Annotated in this window: 17 protein-coding genes, 1 tRNA gene and 1 pseudogene; 5 read left to right on the top strand and 14 right to left on the bottom strand. The window is 58.1% G+C overall.

All coding sequences use genetic code 11. The features are described 5' to 3' along the window. Positions 1 to 74: 74 nt before the first annotated feature. From amrS to ABWO17_RS04555, 3 genes are all read left to right on the top strand, one after another. Positions 75 to 1,181 (top strand): AmmeMemoRadiSam system radical SAM enzyme, encoded by a 1,107-nt coding sequence (gene amrS, locus ABWO17_RS04565; protein WP_353116394.1) that lies wholly within the window; start codon positions 75 to 77, stop codon positions 1,179 to 1,181. Beyond that, positions 1,181 to 1,684 (top strand): cob(I)yrinic acid a,c-diamide adenosyltransferase, encoded by a 504-nt coding sequence (locus ABWO17_RS04560; protein ID WP_353116393.1) that lies wholly within the window; start codon positions 1,181 to 1,183, stop codon positions 1,682 to 1,684. Before amrS ends, ABWO17_RS04560 begins: the two co-directional genes overlap by 1 nt. 325 nt (positions 1,685 to 2,009) lie before the next feature. After that, positions 2,010 to 2,333 (top strand): hypothetical protein, encoded by a 324-nt coding sequence (locus tag ABWO17_RS04555; protein WP_353116392.1) that lies wholly within the window; start codon positions 2,010 to 2,012, stop codon positions 2,331 to 2,333. A gap of 403 nt (positions 2,334 to 2,736) precedes the next feature. Here ABWO17_RS04555 and ABWO17_RS04550 read toward each other — a convergent pair whose 3' ends face one another. The 3 genes from ABWO17_RS04550 to rbp form a co-directional block, all read right to left on the bottom strand. Then, on the bottom strand, positions 2,737 to 4,257 hold the full coding sequence (locus ABWO17_RS04550) for an ATP-binding protein (protein WP_353116391.1): 1,521 nt from the start codon (positions 4,255 to 4,257) through the stop codon (positions 2,737 to 2,739). A gap of 336 nt (positions 4,258 to 4,593) precedes the next feature. Further along, a complete protein-coding gene (gene infA / locus ABWO17_RS04545) occupies positions 4,594 to 4,812 on the bottom strand; it encodes a translation initiation factor IF-1 (RefSeq protein ID WP_012611350.1) in 219 nt (72 codons plus the stop codon). A 98-nt stretch (positions 4,813 to 4,910) separates the two neighbouring features. Beyond that, positions 4,911 to 5,177, bottom strand: coding sequence for an RNA-binding regulator (gene rbp / locus ABWO17_RS04540; protein ID WP_007521357.1), 267 nt, complete (start codon positions 5,175 to 5,177; stop codon positions 4,911 to 4,913). A gap of 734 nt (positions 5,178 to 5,911) precedes the next feature. On the opposite strand from rbp, the gene ABWO17_RS04535 reads away from it, so the two are divergent. Further along, positions 5,912 to 5,988, top strand: a tRNA-Pro gene (locus ABWO17_RS04535). Positions 5,989 to 6,169: 181 nt separating this feature from the next. Here the strand turns inward: ABWO17_RS04535 and ABWO17_RS04530 are convergent. Both ABWO17_RS04530 and ABWO17_RS04525 read right to left on the bottom strand, forming a co-directional pair. Then, positions 6,170 to 6,460, bottom strand: a complete 291-nt coding sequence (locus ABWO17_RS04530; protein WP_353116390.1) for an addiction module antidote protein — start codon at positions 6,458 to 6,460, stop codon at positions 6,170 to 6,172. After that, complete coding sequence (locus tag ABWO17_RS04525; protein ID WP_353116389.1) at positions 6,453 to 6,758, bottom strand: type II toxin-antitoxin system RelE/ParE family toxin; 306 nt, start codon at positions 6,756 to 6,758, stop codon at positions 6,453 to 6,455. The genes ABWO17_RS04530 and ABWO17_RS04525 overlap by 8 nt, the downstream gene beginning before the upstream one ends. A 175-nt stretch (positions 6,759 to 6,933) precedes the next feature. Here ABWO17_RS04525 and ABWO17_RS04520 point away from each other — a divergent pair. Continuing rightward, positions 6,934 to 7,338, top strand: a pseudogene (locus ABWO17_RS04520) (integrase core domain-containing protein); the annotation flags it as partial. A gap of 37 nt (positions 7,339 to 7,375) precedes the next feature. On the opposite strand, the gene ABWO17_RS04515 reads toward ABWO17_RS04520, so the two are convergent. The 9 genes from ABWO17_RS04515 to ABWO17_RS04475 form a co-directional block, all read right to left on the bottom strand. Continuing rightward, positions 7,376 to 7,927, bottom strand: coding sequence for a hypothetical protein (locus tag ABWO17_RS04515; protein ID WP_353116388.1), 552 nt, complete (start codon positions 7,925 to 7,927; stop codon positions 7,376 to 7,378). 369 nt (positions 7,928 to 8,296) lie between these two features. Further along, on the bottom strand, positions 8,297 to 8,677 hold the full coding sequence (locus ABWO17_RS04510) for a hypothetical protein (RefSeq protein WP_353116387.1): 381 nt from the start codon (positions 8,675 to 8,677) through the stop codon (positions 8,297 to 8,299). 52 nt (positions 8,678 to 8,729) lie between these two features. After that, entirely contained in the window at positions 8,730 to 10,532 is a 1,803-nt protein-coding gene (locus tag ABWO17_RS04505; RefSeq protein WP_353116386.1) for a DNA/RNA helicase domain-containing protein, read from the bottom strand. A 33-nt stretch (positions 10,533 to 10,565) separates the two neighbouring features. Next, entirely contained in the window at positions 10,566 to 11,123 is a 558-nt protein-coding gene (locus ABWO17_RS04500; RefSeq protein ID WP_353116385.1) for a hypothetical protein, read from the bottom strand. A gap of 34 nt (positions 11,124 to 11,157) precedes the next feature. Next, entirely contained in the window at positions 11,158 to 12,222 is a 1,065-nt protein-coding gene (locus tag ABWO17_RS04495; protein ID WP_353116384.1) for a hypothetical protein, read from the bottom strand. Between the two features lie 14 nt (positions 12,223 to 12,236). Further along, the gene (locus ABWO17_RS04490) at positions 12,237 to 13,748 is read right to left on the bottom strand and encodes an AAA family ATPase (RefSeq protein WP_353116383.1); all 1,512 of its coding nucleotides are present in this window, start codon (positions 13,746 to 13,748) and stop codon (positions 12,237 to 12,239) included. A 42-nt stretch (positions 13,749 to 13,790) separates the two neighbouring features. After that, positions 13,791 to 14,846, bottom strand: a complete 1,056-nt coding sequence (locus tag ABWO17_RS04485) for a type I restriction enzyme HsdR N-terminal domain-containing protein (RefSeq protein ID WP_353116382.1) — start codon at positions 14,844 to 14,846, stop codon at positions 13,791 to 13,793. Positions 14,847 to 15,278: 432 nt separating this feature from the next. Next, positions 15,279 to 15,923 carry a YczE/YyaS/YitT family protein gene (locus ABWO17_RS04480; RefSeq protein WP_353116381.1) on the bottom strand — a complete coding sequence of 215 codons (645 nt, stop codon included), beginning with the start codon at positions 15,921 to 15,923 and terminating at the stop codon, positions 15,279 to 15,281. Between the two features lie 389 nt (positions 15,924 to 16,312). Then, a complete protein-coding gene (locus ABWO17_RS04475) occupies positions 16,313 to 17,002 on the bottom strand; it encodes a hypothetical protein (protein WP_353116380.1) in 690 nt (229 codons plus the stop codon). Positions 17,003 to 17,215 lie beyond the last annotated feature (213 nt).

The raw sequence follows: 17,215 nt of genomic DNA, 5'->3' as shown, positions 1-17,215 counted from the left end.
CCGCCCCCTTCGCCTGCGCCCCCGTTCGCCTGTGCCCCGGTCCGGCGCCTTTCCATCCACCAAGGATATTCACCATGCTTGATGCACGCCTCTGGAAGCCCCTGTCCCCGCCCGACGGCACCGGCGCTACCGCCCCCCCGGATGCGGAGGCGGCGCGGGTGCAATGCCGCCTGTGCAGCCATTACTGCATCATTGCGGGGGGTGGCACGGGCCGCTGCGGGGTGCGGGTGAATCGCCCCGACGTCACGGAGCCAGACGCGCTGGGAAAAACCGTCCCTGTCGGCAAGCTGTTCACCCTGGTGGGCGACAACGTGGCCGCCGTGAACCTGGACCCGGTGGAAAAGAAGCCCCTGTTCCACTTCATGCCGGGCACGCTCACCTATTCCTTCGGCACCATGGGCTGCAACCTTGCGTGCAGCTTTTGCCAGAACTGGTCGTTGTCTCGCCCGCCCGCCGAAGAAGGCGTGGTGCGCGGCCAGCGGGCCACCCCGGCCAAGCTGGTGGCCGAGGCCAGGGCCAACGGGGCGGCGTCGGTGTCGTTCACCTATTCCGAGCCCACCATTTTTTTCGAGTTGATGAGCGACACGGCGGACGCTGCCCACGCCGCAGGGCTTGCCACCATCATGGTTTCCAACGGCTTCCAGTCGCCAGAATGCCTGGCCGAACTGGAACACCGCATCGACGCGGCCAACATAGACCTGAAGGCGTTCACCGAACGCTTCTACGCCGAACAGTGCGGCGCGCGGCTGAAGCCGGTACTGCACACCCTGCGCACCATTGCCCGCATGGGCTGGTGGCTGGAGGTGACCACCTTGCTGATCCCCGGCCTGAACGACGCCCCGGACGAACTGCGCGACATGGCCCGGTTCATCCGCGACGAACTGGGGCCGGACGTGCCGTGGCACCTTTCGCGCTTTCACCCGGCCTACCGCCTGACCGACCGCCCCCCCACCCCGCCCGCCACGCTGGAACGGGCCTGGGAAATCGGTCGCGAAGAAGGACTGCGCTTCGTCTACCTGGGCAACATGCCGGGCCACCCCGCCGAATCCACCCACTGTCCCGCCTGCGGCGCACTGTTCGCCCGGCGCGAGGGCTTTCACACCCACCTGCCCGCCTCGTCGCGGTGTGCCCGCTGCGGGGCCGCCATGCCGGGAGTGGGCTGGGACACCCCGGAGAACTGATGCTGCTGATATACACCGGCAACGGCAAGGGAAAGACATCCGCCTGCGTGGGGCAGGCCATCCGGGCCATGGGCCAGGGAATGACCGTAGCCTTCGGGCAGTTCATGAAGCGCCCCGGACAGGCGGGCGAACAGGAAATGCTGGAACGCCTGCTGGGCGAACGCTTTCGCGCCGGGGGCAAGGGCTTTCTGCGCCGCGAGGAAGACCGCCCCGCCCACCGCAAGGCCGCGCAGGAACTGCTGCAATGGGCCGAATCCATCCTGCCCGAAGTGGACATGCTGGTGCTGGACGAAACCCTGTACGCCCTTGGCTACGGCATCGTGACCCGCGAGGAAGTGGAACGCCTGCTGGAACTGGCCGAACCGCAGGGCAGGCATCTGGTGCTGTCCGGGCGCGGCCTGCCCGACTGGCTGGCCGAGCGGGCCGACCTGATCACCGAGATGACCGAAGTGAAGCACCCGTGGCAGAAGGGGGTGCAGGCCACCAGGGGCATCGAGTTCTAGGGGGCAGTCTCCAAATTGTCTTTTCGTCCGTTTGCTGCGTCAAACTTCACCTGCCCTGAGCGCTGCTGTCCTTATCCGTAAGACTCGCGCTACGCGCTTGTCCAACGGCTAAGGCTCGGTCGAATACAATAAGAGTATACTCCCTCATGGCAGGCTCGTTTTCCTTGCCAACGAACGAAAATCCTAATTTGGAGAAAAGCCACCAGAGAGCGGAATTCCGGAACGGCACGACGCCGCCGCCCTGCGCAAATCATTGCGGCGCAGCTGTTCCGTGCCTATATTATTCCAAAGGGTACCGTATTTCCCGCAACCCGAAGGAGGCACTATGGAACCCCTCGCCATGACCTCGTTCACCGGAGCATCGGGCAAGGCCTACACCTTTGCGGTGTACCCTCTGGGCGCCACCCTGGCGGACTTCAGCGGGGTATTCATGTTCGCCCGCAAGCCGCAGGCGGTGCTGGACACGGGGTACAGCCCCCTGTTCATCGGGCACTCCGCCGAGTTGGGCAGCCACCTTGGCAGGCACGACAAGCGCGCCGCCGCCCTGGGCCAGGGCGCGGACTGCCTGTGCGTGCACCCCGCCGATGCGGAGGAAAGAGCCGCCATCACCGATGACCTTCTGAAGTCGCACCCCACCCCCTGCAACTGACCCGGCGCGGCCTGCCCGACATCGCACGAACGTTGCCGGACATGGACAGACATCGCCCGACGCACCGAACATGACCCGACGCACCGAACATGGTGGAACCTGACCGGGCATGGCCTGACATTCCGCACATGGCCGACATCCCGCACATGGCCACGCAGCCGACCACCTTCCACGTCGGCTCCAGTAGACAACAAGCCCCCGCCAGCATTGCCAGCGGGGGCTTCGTCATGGGAAAAGGCAGGAAGACGTGGGGGGGAGGCTGGCCCCCGCAACGACCACGCCCTGCCCGAGGCAGCATGCCTGGCCGCCCCATGCCTGCCTGATCGCCCCATGCCTGCCTGGTCGCCCCATGCCTGCCTGGTCGCCGCCCGGATGGTCGGCCCCGTAGCCGGACAGACGCCCCCTACCCGGCCATGCGGCGCACGGCATCAAGAAAGCGCGAGCGCAATGCCTCGCCCATCAGCGCCCGTTTCACCGGGCCAAGGCGCAGAAAGCCGCCCACCAGCCCGCGCATGAATTCCTGCGTGCGGCTGTTGGGGTTGTCGAAAACCAGGTTTTGCAGGGTGCCGCGCTCCAGACTCTGCAATATGACCCGCTCGAAGCTGTCCGCCGGGTGCAGCACCTTGCGCTCGCGCGGGTGCAGCCGCAGCGCCCCGGTGGGGCACTTCAGGGCGCAGGCCCCGCAGCCCAGACAGTAGGCCTCGTCCACCACGCAACGTCGGTCGCGCTTGCGGCCACCGGGCGGCACCGGCAGCGACACCGCGTCTATGGGGCAGGCCCGCTCGCACAGGCCGCAGCCGTTGCACAGGCTGGCATCGCAGCGGGCGATGAACGACGACGTGACCAGTATCCCCGCGTGCCCCCACTGCCGGATGCCCTGCATGAGATTGCAGCAGCACCCGCAGCAATGACAGATGAACCCCACGCCCTGCTGCACGTTGTCTGCGGACAGGGTGAAGCCGAGATCGCGCGAGCGGGCCAGAATGTCGTGCATGGCCGCCTTGTCGATGCGCCGGGCAAAGCCGTGCCGGATCAGGTATTCCGCGCCGGTGCCCATGGAGGTGCAGGTTTCCATGTCCACGTCGCACTGACGGGTGCCAAGGTGGTGCTTTTCATGCCGGCACGAACACAACCCCACGGCAAAGGTACGGTTCTGCTCCACCAGTGCGGCGGCGCGCTCGTAATCCAGAATTTCCACATGGTCGCCCAGGGTCTGCTGATGCGGCAGGGCGCGCATGACCGAAACGCGCTGCCCGTCGCCGAAGTTGGCATCCAGAAAGGCCCGGTCGCCGAACATGTAGTCGTGGAACAGTTCCGCCCAGCGCTTGCTGGGCAACGCCCCGCCGGTGCGCATCATGGTGAATTCGAAAATGCCGATGACGATGGGGCTGATCATGTACAGGCAGCCGTCGTCGGGGTGGTGGGATGCCGGGGAAACCGGGGAGCCGGAGGCGGCGGGATGGTGTTCGGGCTGGCCGTTGGCGGCACGAGCGTGCTGGTGCGGGTGAACGTGCGGGTGAACGTGCCCGTCATGACCGCCATGCCCCTGCGCAGATGCGGCCAGATGCCCGGCGGCTTCGGCGGCTTCAGCGGCCCCGGCTGCGCGGGCCGTGCCCGTTGGGTTGGCCGCGCCAATTGCGTTGGCCATATGGTCGCCATCCTCGCGGATGTCCAGCACCAGCCCCTTGTCGCACAGTCGATCCAGCAGCCCCTGCAACCGGGCGCGATGCATGCCGGTGACCCGCTCCAGCCGTCCGATGGACGATGGGCGGTACGGCATGCGCACCACCAGTTCCGCTTCTTCCGGGGTGTACAGTTCGCGCAGCATGGCGTGGAAGGCGTCGTTCCACGGCGTGCGCACGGGCGTGTTGTCGATGGCGTGGCCGAGGCGGCGGTAGACATCTTTGGCGGCGATGTGTCCCATGAGCGGCTCCGGAAAGGGTACGGGGAAACGGGGAGCACGGCAGTCCGTCATTGCCCCCCCCCCTACCCAAATGCCCCATGCGGCCTGGGGTGTCAAAGACAGGGGGCGCGCGGGGAAACGGGGCGGCTCCAGCCAGTCAGAAACGCGGCGAACAGGCACGGCAACTGTCGCTGCGCACGTGCGGTACTGCGGGCGTGACCGAGGCAGGCGCAGCATCTGACCACCCGGCATGCCCCGCCCCAGCCCGTGTCGCCAGCAAACGAAAAGCCCCCACGGGTGCGGTACCGGCAGGGGCCTTCAGGCTACGGGACACGGCGCGGGGCCGTGGCGGGCCGCCTAGCGTTCGCGGAAAACGATGCGGCCCTTGGTCAGGTCGTAGGGGGACATGGCGACACGCACCTTGTCACCGGGCAGAATGCGGATGCGGAACTTGCGCATCTTGCCGCACAGGTGGCTAAGCACGGTGTGGCCCGTTTCCAGTTCCACACGGAACAGCGTGCTGGGCAGGGCTTCCTGCACCACGCCTGCCACTTCGAAATAGTCGTCCTTGGCCATAGGGTCTCCTCCTGCTTGTGGCGCGGAACCGCGCCGAAAAGAAAGGGTCCCGCCCGAAATGGGCGGGACCCGGTCCAGACGATAGGGGGAGCGAAGACCTACCAGCGGGGCTGGCGGGGAGCGCGTTCCTGCGCTTCGTTCACCTTCAGGCTGCGACCCTGGAAGTCGCGGCCGTCAAGGGCTTCCATGGCGGCGCGGGCGCCGTCGTCGTCCATTTCCACGAAGCCGAAGCCACGGGGACGACCGGTTTCGCGGTCCATGATCAGAGCGACGGACTGCACTTCGCCGTGGTTGGAGAACAGGGCGCGCAGGTCGCTTTCGCTGCTGGAGAAGGGAAGGTTGCCGACGTAGAGCTTCTTGGACATGTGTGATACTCCGGAATTTTCTCAGGCTCTTCTTTTCATCTGTCCGGAGCTTTGCACATGCGAAGATCGAACGAGGGAAACAAGAACGCTGCCAATTGGTAAGGAGATGCGTAAATACGCACCTTCCACCCTGTCGTCAAGCGAGCCGTGCGCGAAATAACGCGCCACGCGAAAAAATTCCTTGCCTCGCAGGGCTAGACCTTGAACATACACTTTAATTTCATAGCATTACGCGAAAAGGCAACTTGGGCGCACTATAAAAAATATGTAGCGCAAACTGCGTGCGAATGGGCACGGGATACGCACGGGGATGAGTACGAGGATGGGCTTGTGAGACGCGAGAGGATGAACGCGGCCACGGCGCGGGGGCGGACACGAGCCATGCGCGGGGGCTGGCACCTTCAGAACGGAACAGGAAGCCAGATCAAGCTTGGACGACTACAGACCAAGGCGGGACGACTCAAGCCGGAGCAAATCGAGGGTTTTCAGATCAAGCCTGCGCCACGGCACTGAACGACGATAGCCCAAGCACGAACCTCGCCGCCAGCACCCAGCCCCCCCCTGTCCCTTCACCTTAACCACGGCCTGCTCCTTTTCCGCACACGCTGTTTCCGTATCGCTGGGTTCCCCGCCAGCACCCTGCCAACTGGCCGCATCCCCTTTTCCCCTTGCACCGCGACACGCTTTCGACTATCTGACCACCGTACGCCACGACGCCGACGCCGTGGCCCCGCCGGAACGTAGCGCAGCCTGGTAGCGCACCTGCCTTGGGAGCAGGGGGTCGCTGGTTCGAATCCAGTCGTTCCGACCATGAAAACAATGGGTTGTGACAACATGTCACAACCCATTTCTTGTATGTAGAAAATCTCGTGCATAACGCGGGATTTTCTACATACAAAAGCAGAGCCGAGAGACTCTCCCGGCCCTGCTTGGTTCGCGGACCAGTGCGCGGTGCCGTGCAACGGCATGCAAGCGCATTGATGCCTACGCGATCAGGCAGCCACCTTGGGCTTGGCCTGAAGCGAAACGCCCATGGCCCCGAGCAGCTTGACGATGGTCCCGTAGCGAGGCTGCGCCCCAGGTGCGAGGGTCTTGTACAGGCTCTCACGGCCAAGGCCCGCGTCCTTGGCAAGCTGACTCATGCCACGGGCCTTGGCCACGTCGGCAACCGCCACAAGGAACACATCCGGGTTCGGGTCTTCGAGCGCTGCCGAAAGGTATGCGGCGATGGCTTCTTCGCTGTCGAGAAATTCGGCGGCATCGAATCTGGCAATCTTAGTCATGGCTATCCTCCAATTCCCGCGCCAGCCTCTTGGCAAGCACGATATCACGCTTCTGGCTGGACTTGTCGCCACCCGCGAGCAGCAGGTAGATCGTCTCGCCCCGGCGAGTGAAGTAGACCCGGTATCCCGGTCCCGCGTGAATGCGCATTTCGGAGACGCCCTCGCCTACCGGTTCGCAGTCACCGAAGTTGCCCGCCTCAGCCGACCGTATCCGCACGAGTATCCGGGCCTTTCCCGCCATGTCCTTGAGGCCGTTCAGCCACTTGGCGAAAACATCCGTGCGGAAGAACGTGTTCATACGGCACTTGTATCCATTTGGATACACAACGTCAAGCATCTTGAAGTCCCGGGCCTTCTTTCATCTCACGCACGGCATACGATTCAAGACATCCAACTGCCACCCGCGCGGGCTTTGCCCCGCAAACGAAAAACCCGCCGGTGGTCAGGCCACCGGCGGGCGAAACGCATGGGACTTGCTGCCCTTATTCGAGGAGCACGACACGCCGGTCATCACGGCGCTTTCGGATAATGGCCGGGAATTCTGCGGGCGTCCCGACAGGCATCCCTACGAGTTGTTCCTACAACAGGAAGACATCGAACACTGGACAACCCGCGTCAGACGCCCGTAAAGCAACGGCTTTGTGGAGCGGCTGCACAGGACATTGCTCAACGAGCATTTCAGGATTCAGGGGCGCAGGAACTGGTGCGAGTCCTTAGACGAAATGCAGACGGACCTGGACGCTTACCTGCACCACTACAACCACGAGCGGGCGCACCAAGGCAGAAACATGAACGGTCGGACACCCTACCAAGCTTTCCTTGATGGCCCTCCCGAGGGCCACCCGGAAGAGGGCAGCGAAGGGCAGCAGGCAGCCTGATCAGCCCCCCGCCGGGCACGGCAGTGTCAGGTGAATACTATCCCTGTACAAAATACGCAAAGCAAATAAGCACTACAGCAAACATAAGAACCCATATCCTTGCCAAAACAACTGGAATACAAGGCACACCAGACCCAAGTTCTGCTATATCAATCTTATAACCACCAATTTCACCTTGCTCATACGGAGAATCATTCCATACTATCAATAAAAAATCAGCACTACATTTTCTCCCCACAAGCCTTGGGACATCAGCAATATCACCATCACACCACGCACAAAACCAATACCTAGACGCGCATATGTGACGACTTGCAGCGCGGACACCAACAGCAGCCCCCCTGGATATAACATATCCACACACAGGAATTACTAGCATTACAAACATCATTGCATAAAACTTGAAATCAAAACCAGCACAGACACGCGCGAGCAGCCTATCCCCAACCCCCAAGAAAGCTGCAAATAAAAATGCATTCGAAGCAAGAACAGCAGTCATCCGGTGATTAACCAAATCATTTTCGAGCTTTATCAGCGAATGCGCCATTGCCCATTTTTTCTCAACATCATCAGCACCCTTATTACACATGCCCCTCCATCAAAACAGCACAGAAAAAAACAGCACATAAAACAGCTACGCCACTACAACGACACAAAAACATACGATACAACTACGAAATCAAACTAACACAACAGAAGGCTAAGCGCTGCGCACCACCACAAAACAGCACTACGCTAAATCTTAAGCATCATTGCAATCACACCGCCACCCAATACACAGGCAAAGGGTACCACTCCGCACAAAACCAAAAAAACACAAAACTCCACACTCCTGCAAACATCAAAGGGAAAATCAGAGGGACAATCTGAGCACAATACGATGGCCATTGCGGGGCACACCCAAACGTAACAATATACCCAAGACCATCTATAGATTCTATAATCCTATAGTGTGCAATTATTCTATCTCTCCATTCTCCATACATCCTAACAGCAGAAAAAACCAAAACGAGCACCAATAAACTTGAAAAAAACCAACACCAATAATCAAAAAAACAAAACCCGCATACCTACCAACGTCACAATTTGAAAACACAGCAATAACAGTCGCCAAGGCTGCCATGAGCATTGCCTGCGGCAAGAAAAGCCATGACAATCGCTCATTAATCCACTGCTTTTCACCCCTTGCCGCATCCGTAGACTCTTTCCACCCCCGCAACAGGCGCCCTACAGACACACCCTTTAAATACTCAGCGATATTACCCTGATTAACAACCCTACGCCTGTGATATATCCAAAAAGCGCATACGATAAGCACAACGGCTACAGCAACAAGCATACTGGCACCCACAGACCAAGAGACACAACGCCCGAACTGCACTCCCCTCCCCTCACATTACCGCGCAACCGGCGGTCACTAGCGCCTCGAACGAGGCATCCATTTCTTTACCCGCGGGCACAAAGATCACCATGCCATCGCGGCCACGGGTGAGCAGCACGCGGTAGCTATTAAGGCGCAGCTGGTGCGGGTTCTTGGCCTTGGATCGGCCGCCAGGGGGAGAAGCCCAGGCCACGCCGTTCCAGGTAAGGTCATCGCCCCAAGCAACAATGGGAAAGTCTAGTTCTAGCCCTTGGCAGGCAAATTCGGCAGCCACGCTATCCAGTTGGCAGCAGGAGCCGGGGTGGTCCGGGTCATCGCTGAACCAGGGACCTTTGCGCACCCGCTTGGTGGCTGCGTAGTCGTTGGGTATGCCGTGATCGGCCAGGTTCTTGGCCTTGGACGATGCCAGCAGGCCGAAGCGGCGGCCTAGGTTGCCGAGGTAGCGTTCGCGCGCGTGCTTCTTTGTAGATTCTACGTTGCGGGTAACGTAGACGGGGAACAGGTCTTCGCGCAGCGTGCCGGCCAGCACGTGCGTCTGGGCCAGCTTGCCATCCAGCAACAGGCGCACCCACTCTTGCAGGCCTAACGCGCGGTGCGTACACAACGAGGCGCTAAGGTTTAGCAGCCCTTCCGGCACGCACTGCTTTGCGCTGGTGAACACGTGGGCCACGTGCGGCGGGCAGACCACGGTCCAGTCGTCGGGCACGGCGGCCAGGGCGTCGTTCCACTGCGAGATGCCAGCCTCTTCGCCAAGGTGAATCTCTTGCCCTTCGCCGATCAGGCCGATGATCATCACCCCGCCATCCACGCGCGAGGCCAGCCGGGCGAAGTCGTTGGGCTCTGAAAGGGCCTGGGGGCCGCGCTTGTCTTTGGCGCGCTCATCGTCCCAGGCGCGCTGCGCCTCGTCGTAGATCCAGATGCGTTCACGCGGGATGCGCGTGCTGCCGCCGCCATACTGCTTGAGGAAGCCGTGCACGTCCTGGACGAAGATCTTGTTCTTAAGGGCGTACTGCAGCAGCTCTACCAGGGGGCCATTGCCAGACAGAAAGACGGCGTTGTTGGCGCCCTGCTCGCTTTGATCGTAGGTGAACTGCAAGCCCACCAGCGTTTTGCCAGAGCCGGGCACACCGGTAACAAGCGCCAGCACCTTTTCGCCAGCCTGCAGGGCGCGCCCGGCGTATTCGTGCAGCACCTGCAGGGTATCTGGAATGCCCACGCTTTCTGCGCGGCGAATTTGGGGCAGGGGTTCTTTTTCGAACAGCAGCTTTGCAGCATGCACCAGGCTGGGCAGGGGCTCGTAATCCCCTTCCAGGAAGGCGGCGACATCGCCCGGGGGATCTGTGCAATCGACAATCTGCGCGATGTCTTGCTCTAGGGTATCTGGACTGTAGATGCGGACATCGCCGGACTGCTTCCGCAGCCCCTCTGCCCCGGCCATGACCAGCAAGGGGACGATGCGCTTACCGCGGCTGCCGGCATGGTATTCTGCCAGGTCTCGGCAATAGGCGGCCACCTGGTCCACATGGGCCCGCCCTGGGGTTTTGCTTTCTTTAAACTCAAAAACGTAGGCCACGTTCTGCGAAAGCAGAATGACGTCTGGCCTACGCCCCCGTTCCCTTGGCAGGACAAATTCGAAGATAAGCGAGTATTCCGCCGGCAACTGCGGACACAACCGCTTTAAGATTTCAATGGACCCTTCCCACGCGCGGACCTGTTCGGCGGAAGGGGGTTGGGAGCAGATTTCTTTATGAACATGGATAAGCTCACGCAGAATATGGGAATCTATGCAGGATATTTCGCAAAAAACAGACAAAAAGCACCCCCGGCACATTGACAATTCTAGCCATTAATCCCCAACAGTCTTTTCAGACCTGACACCCTCAACTCCTGACCCCTGCGCACCTGACGAAAGAGCGTCAACAATAGACTTTAAAACAATATCATCAGTTGCGCCAACTTTCCTCAACTCCCCTACGACGGTCTGAACTCTTCTAGCTACCGGGTCTTCATGACTGGCAATATAACCTTGAGACACAACATCAAGCGCCATAAATTCAGATACAGAAATATTCAATTCATCACATATAGCAGCAATCACCTTAGCACGCTCTTCACGCTCAACACTCTCAATACAGGAAGATCCCCTATAATTCGCAGCAGCAAAGTCGCAAAACTTACCAAACATACCCTTATCAGTTTCGAGCATGGCAATAGCTTCATCTCTAGAGTTAGCATGCGCCTCCATTACGCGATTAAAATATGAATAAAACGCCATCGCAACCTTTGGCGAACAAATTTCCGCAATTTGGCTAATCTCCCCAAGACCAACTCCAGCCCTTAAGTAACGCTCAATAATCCTGTGATACTTGCTTGCTCTTATCATTCTTACCATGCTGCTGATCATCAAAAACCTCCTCATCAACTAATGTAACAAATCATCAAATCGCAGCAGAATATCTTGGCGAGAAAACCAATGAAAACATTGCCTCGCCAGCAGAACGTGCATTTTCACAAATTGAATCACACTCCCTTACTACATAACCGCAAACCACACTAAGAACACGCCTATCTGCTTCAACAATCTTCTCAAGCATCCTAACTCTACAGACTACGCGACGCGCACAACGACGGCACTCTACAGTTAAACACTCATCATCGACTCCACGATTCAAAGCACACTTAAAAGCCTCTATCGCCCTAGCATAAAACGCCCAGAGGAGCGCGTCTCCGACTGATTCGTTCAACATCTTTACAGTAAGACCCTTTTTGTAATCTATAAAACATCGAAATTCTTCATCCGCTCCAAGAATCCCCAACACCATGCTCCGGTCACCATCGTACTCACCAACACTTTCGTACCACTCTTTAATTGCAGCAAGAGGAATAAGATTTTCCAACTCATGAACTTCAAGAACAACACTTCTCACAAATTCATTCCGACCAAGCTTCATTACCTTTTCTGCAGTATTTCTAATGCGACCGCCTGGGCACTTCACATCACCGTCGACAATACAAATCGCCAAGCCATCATCTGCTTCCAACTGATCCTTATAACTTTCATGAGTTTGGTCTCCATTTCCATGAATTGGATCATAATATTTACGCCCAATTCGCAAAGCTTCACCCGCACAGGCACTAGCAAATGCGTCATACAGTTCGTGCTCACGCCTATTCTCAAAAATAGCCTTCGGCTTAGAAAAAATCACTCTTTCACCACCCCTTGGCAACAGCCCCTTTTCGTCATCCCACGTAAAAACGACATAGGGGTCCACACTTCGCAGCAGTGAAAAATTCTGAATCAAAAATCTACATATATCTGCATAGTAATGACTACACCCATGAAATCCTGGTGCATCCTTAATCGCAACAGCAGACTTTGGCGAAAGCAGAATAAAATGCGTCCTTTCTCGCCAAACATTTGCCAATCGCTCGATTAAATCTACACACACAGGATTTCCAGCCAGGGCCTGCCCTACAACCGTATCATCGACACAAATTATCATAACGACACCACAACTTATTCAGCGCTCAAAAACCCTACGGGCCAATCCTTAATATACCCCTCCGCAGAATACTCCGTACGGGTGACCGCAGACTTCCCATTTTCTTTTTTCTCAAAAAGCAAGAGCGCCACCTCACTAGCCATCTGGGGTGATGAGACAATATTCTCTCCAATTCTGTTAACAATCTCCTTACTATGCGTCTCAATAATAAAATGCGGCATAAAATGCGAGTCCTGACTCTTCGCAAGCGTGAAAACAACATCAGCAAAGAGAGACTCCATACACGGATGCATATGCAGTTCTGGCTGTTCAATCACTATAATCTTCTTAACCCTCCCCTTAAATGTGCTTCGCTTATCTGGCCTAAGCGTGGACCACATTTGCAACAACACCGGCAATACCTGAGAATAGCCAAATCCACTATCAACAACATTCTGAGGAGTCTCACCATCCAAAGAAACAAACAACGAAACATGCCCATACGCACTATGTGACGCAAACTGTATTTTAAAGTACTTCTGTGTCCAATTAGTAAACTTTTCCCTATCCTCATCACTCATTCCATGAAAAAATAGGGCAACATTACTACCATCGTGACTCACGCGAAAAACTGGTGAATCATCGAATCTATAATACCGCTGAACCATTGCGCGAAGCGGTGCCAGGTATTCTACATTATCCATAGCCAGTTCAAAGGTGACACGAGCATGCGCCATAAATCGAAAAGCATATACCGACAGGAGTATTTTCCGTATTCTAAGAAACTCCAACTTTTTAACTGTCCAACCCTGAACCTTACTGCGCCACACCTGTCCCAGCTCGTACCCCTTAAGAAAATCTAAAATCTCACGATTACTCACTGGCGTGAATTTATATATCATGCTTAATATTGAACCCTTTGATACCCTTTGATGACAATGCTCTCTAACAATATCCACAAACGCCTTGACAGGCGTACTCGTTTCACTAAGCCACATAAAAGGCACCCTACGTTTACCTTCACACAGCATCGGGACTATCATCCCTGGTACGATTGAAAACTCAGACAGGAACTCACTACAATCAATACCGTTTATCTTAGCTTCTCTTATTCGAAGAGATTCAGATACTGTTAGAGATATTTTATAACTTTTCGAAGAAATACAAATCTTACTTATATAATTATCCCTTTCACCAGTTGCTGAAAATTTAATTCTATATGAAAGACACTCCTCACCAACATAGTCAAACAAATAACTAGGGATAATTTCAGATTCTATATCTTTTGGATTTATACTAAAACTCACAAATATATCCCCACCAAACATTGATTTTGCCGTATTATAATCCCCAAAATCAACATATTGCCCATTGAACACCAATGGATTTTTCTTATTCTCAACACAACTCTGCTTCATCAATGGGAAGCACCTAGCAAATGAACTCTTCCCAGAACCATTTCTTCCGAGCAAAATAGTGACTGGCTTTATATCAATGTCTTTTGTATCAACGAGTCCACGCACATTTTTAATCCTTATATTATCCATATATCACTCCATTAATTGGCAATAAAATTCAAACACGGTTTATTAAATCACGCCAACTCGCAACACATCCGCAAACCCGTACAGCCCATCCACACCATCCACGGGGTGACGGGTTTCCTTCTTGTTCTCGTCGAACAGGCCCAGATACTTCTGCTTGCCGTTGAAGTGCAGGCGGCAGATGGGCTTGCGGTTGTTGTCGTCCAGCAGAATGGCGCAGTAGGTCTGCGCGTCGCGCATAAAGATGCGCTCCGGCGGGATCACGTCGCGGAGAATGGACTTGATGGCGTAGAAGGCTTCCAGTTCTTCCTGCGTGGTTTCGATCTGCCGCCCTGCCGGGGACTCCGGGGCCTCTTCGCAAGGCTCGACAGGCTCGGGATAGGCGTTACCCTGCATGGCCGTCTGGAGGCGCTCGTTGATGATGTCGTTGACGTGGTGCTGGAAGGCGAGGCGCAGCTTGTCGCGGTAGCACTCCACCACGTTGGCCCGCAGTTGGCCGGTATGCACGTCGCGGGCGAAGTACTTCACCAGTTCGTCCGACGGCTCGCGCATTTCCTTGGCCAGCAGGCCCTTCAACTGGCGGATGTGCTTCAGGTCCTGCGCGGCCGACAGGGTGGCCTCGATGTCGAAGCGATCATTTGCCAGCTTCTTCAGCTCGGGGATCAGGGCATCCTCTATGGCCGCAAAATCAAACGTCATGAACGGCGTTGCGTCCATGACGTTGGGCTGGTCGAGGTCCGAAAAGAATTTGTAGATGACGCCGTCGGTAAGGATGCCGATACGGGCGCTCTTGGTGGTGTGAAAGTAGCGCAGAAGCTGGCTGGCCTTGCCCTGGTCCAAGAGGGTGCCGCAGCACTTGGCCTCTATGAGCATGACGGGCTGGCCGTCACGCTTCACGGCGTAATCGACCTTCTCGCCCTTCTTGGTGCCCACGTCGGCGGTAAATTCGGGTTCGACCACGCGCGGGTCGAAGGTGTCGTACCCAAGGGCTTGCAGGAACGGCAGGATAAGCGCGTTCTTCGTCGCCTCTTCGGTACAGGTATGCGGACGCAGTTCTGCTATCCGCGAAGCCAACGAGTAAATCCGTTCACGAAAATCCATATCCCCCTCCACAAGCTAGATATGCAGGGGGGCAGCCCCAAAAACGGGGCTGCCCGGATGAATGCATGAAAGTCGGAGTGTCGTCTCGTCAGTCTGCCTACTTCACACCTCAAAAAAACACATCAACGTGATCACCTGCCACGCCTGCCTAGTCGCAGGCGGAGCAGACCCAAGCTTGAACTGGCCCACACCCCGCTTCCGCAGCCCGCCATTCACCCAGCCCGAAGGAAGGGCGCAGTATGCATTCACCTATTGCCGTGAACCTAACCGAACTTTCCCGACAAGAAAAGCTCAACAGGAGGGGCGACCGCAAGATCACGACGGGCTACCGCCCAGGCCTGCCCCCGTCCCGCCGCGCACAGTGTCGCTGGCTTCGGCGTTACTGGCTGTGCAGCACGCGGCGAAGGCCCGACGCCGCAAAACAGCACGCCCCTACGCCGTCCACAACCGCGTGGACCGCTGGGCCAGCGGCCCGCTCAGCCGCACGAAGTTGCCCACCAGCAGGGCGGAAACCACCGTGCCCTCGCGCAGCCCCAGCACCGTGCCCGCGAATATCAGGCTAAGGACGACAGCCACCACCACGTGGCCGCAGTCGAACAGGGTCTTCACGTTGCCCACGGCCAGCCGCGTGCGGTAGGCGATGGCCACCACCAGCCCTTCGCCGGGCAGTATGCCAACCTGGCAGACGATCTCGAAGGCGATGCCCAGCCCCAGGATGGCGCTGCCCACGACCACAGCCGCCATCTGCAACGGGTAGCCGTCCAACGGCAGAAACTTCGTCAGGGCCATGGCGATGTCGATGAACACGCTGAACACCATCACCACGGGCATCTGCACCAGGTACTTGCGCGACAGTCCTTCGCGCATCACCAGCATTTGCAGGGCAACGAACACAATGTTCACCAGCAGGGTAAGCAGGCCCAGCGACAGGCCCGACAGCAGCGACAGCACGTACGGCACGCTGGTGATGGGGGTGGTGCCCAGCCGGGCGTTGGTGACCAGGGCGATGCCGAAGGCGCACAGAAACAGCGAACATCCGAAGAACAGGTATCTTTTCAAGGCTTTTGTTCTATCCATGAAAACTTCCATCAGTTCAGGTGGGTTGGGACGGCGGACGCGATGTGCGCCCCGGTGCGACCGGTACGACAGAGTGGTTCACGCGCCTTGCGTGATTGGCGCACAGGGCGCACAGGGCGCAATGGGGGCGACGGACATCACGGGCTGCAAAACGCAAAAAACGACCGAAGAAGGCGCAGGACGCCTCCCAAGGCCGGAAACAGTACCAGCGTGTGCTGCCGGAAAGGCAACTTCCCACCTTTCGCGGGAAGTTGCAAACAGAGGAAAGCAACGATCCGGAGTATCGCGCGGCGGCAACCCAAAACGCGGCCAACGCAAGGCGTGGGCACGGGCGCAGACACTGGGCAACGGCATATCTGGGCCGCGCGGCTGCGCCTGCGTCCTCTCCGCTACGGCTTCATGTCCAGCTTCTTCGTCTGTCCGCCAGACACGGAAACCCGCTGCATCAGCCCGACGCCCTGCGGCTTCTTGTCGTCGGTCAGCCAGGTGAACCCGGTAACGATGAAGAACTGCCCGTCGGCGATATCCTTGAAGACGAAGGTACCGCTGTCGGTGCACACCGTCTGCGGGTGGTCGGCAAGGTAGCGCGGGTCGTCGTTGGTGATGACCGGCGGCGGTGCCGCGCCCTGCCCCAGGCGCAGGGTGCCCTTGTCGTCGCTGCCGTAGATGGCGAACATGCGTTCGCTGGAATAGGCCGTCACCGGCACCAGCGTCACCGGCTTGCCCGCACAGGTGGCCACCTCGCCGCCGGGCGTTTTGGCCGTGGCCGTTCCCCGGATGCTGTTCTTGCCGGGGGCCAGCTTGCGGCGCGCCTCCTTGGAATCATACGGCGTGCTCAGGGTGACGGTGCGGGGCCGCTGCGGTTCGGCCTGTTGCGGTGCGGGCCGGGCTTCCTGCGTGGATTCGCCGGGAAAGCCGGTGATGGACCGCTTGGGGCCGCAGCCGCCCGCCAGCAGGGCCGCCAGCAACAGGATCAGCAGCGGGACGGGCGACAGGTTCGACCATCGTCCCGGACGAAAGGCCGACCTGCGGGCAGGCCCGGCATCCGGTGCGGACCGCGCGCGGCGTTGATGCGTCATCTCGTGTGTCTCCTTTTTTCCGGCGATAGCAGACCCACGCCTGTCTGGGCAACCGGGAAGCGTCAGTCGGGCCTGCTGCGCGATACTACCGATATTGGGCAGCGCCCTGCCGGGGCCGAACCCAGGCATGCGGGCAAAAGCGCCCCGCAGCATCGCCCAGGCCGTCCCCAAGGACATGCGAATTCCTGTCTCCCGCGAAAAATCGTGCACACC

Source organism: Nitratidesulfovibrio sp. (assembly GCF_040373385.1).
Classification (GTDB): domain Bacteria; phylum Desulfobacterota; class Desulfovibrionia; order Desulfovibrionales; family Desulfovibrionaceae; genus Cupidesulfovibrio.
This window is presented reverse-complemented; position numbering and strand designations above follow the sequence as displayed.

Excerpts from the sequence above, each read along its gene's own strand:
- amrS (WP_353116394.1), top strand. The coding sequence starts at position 75 with ATGCTTGATGCACGCCTCTGGAAGCCCCTGTCCCCGCCCGACGGCACC.
- ABWO17_RS04560 (WP_353116393.1), top strand. The coding sequence starts at position 1,181 with ATGCTGCTGATATACACCGGCAACGGCAAGGGAAAGACATCCGCCTGC.
- ABWO17_RS04555 (WP_353116392.1), top strand. The coding sequence starts at position 2,010 with ATGGAACCCCTCGCCATGACCTCGTTCACCGGAGCATCGGGCAAGGCC.
- ABWO17_RS04550 (WP_353116391.1), bottom strand. The coding sequence starts at position 4,257 with ATGGGACACATCGCCGCCAAAGATGTCTACCGCCGCCTCGGCCACGCC.
- infA (WP_012611350.1), bottom strand. The coding sequence starts at position 4,812 with ATGGCCAAGGACGACTATTTCGAAGTGGCAGGCGTGGTGCAGGAAGCC.
- rbp (WP_007521357.1), bottom strand. The coding sequence starts at position 5,177 with ATGTCCAAGAAGCTCTACGTCGGCAACCTTCCCTTCTCCAGCAGCGAA.
- ABWO17_RS04530 (WP_353116390.1), bottom strand. The coding sequence starts at position 6,460 with ATGACTAAGATTGCCAGATTCGATGCCGCCGAATTTCTCGACAGCGAA.
- ABWO17_RS04525 (WP_353116389.1), bottom strand. The coding sequence starts at position 6,758 with ATGAACACGTTCTTCCGCACGGATGTTTTCGCCAAGTGGCTGAACGGC.
- ABWO17_RS04515 (WP_353116388.1), bottom strand. The coding sequence starts at position 7,927 with ATGTGTAATAAGGGTGCTGATGATGTTGAGAAAAAATGGGCAATGGCG.
- ABWO17_RS04510 (WP_353116387.1), bottom strand. The coding sequence starts at position 8,677 with ATGCTTGTTGCTGTAGCCGTTGTGCTTATCGTATGCGCTTTTTGGATA.
- ABWO17_RS04500 (WP_353116385.1), bottom strand. The coding sequence starts at position 11,123 with ATGATCAGCAGCATGGTAAGAATGATAAGAGCAAGCAAGTATCACAGG.
- ABWO17_RS04495 (WP_353116384.1), bottom strand. The coding sequence starts at position 12,222 with ATGATAATTTGTGTCGATGATACGGTTGTAGGGCAGGCCCTGGCTGGA.
- ABWO17_RS04490 (WP_353116383.1), bottom strand. The coding sequence starts at position 13,748 with ATGGATAATATAAGGATTAAAAATGTGCGTGGACTCGTTGATACAAAA.
- ABWO17_RS04485 (WP_353116382.1), bottom strand. The coding sequence starts at position 14,846 with ATGGATTTTCGTGAACGGATTTACTCGTTGGCTTCGCGGATAGCAGAA.
- ABWO17_RS04480 (WP_353116381.1), bottom strand. The coding sequence starts at position 15,923 with ATGGATAGAACAAAAGCCTTGAAAAGATACCTGTTCTTCGGATGTTCG.
- ABWO17_RS04475 (WP_353116380.1), bottom strand. The coding sequence starts at position 17,002 with ATGACGCATCAACGCCGCGCGCGGTCCGCACCGGATGCCGGGCCTGCC.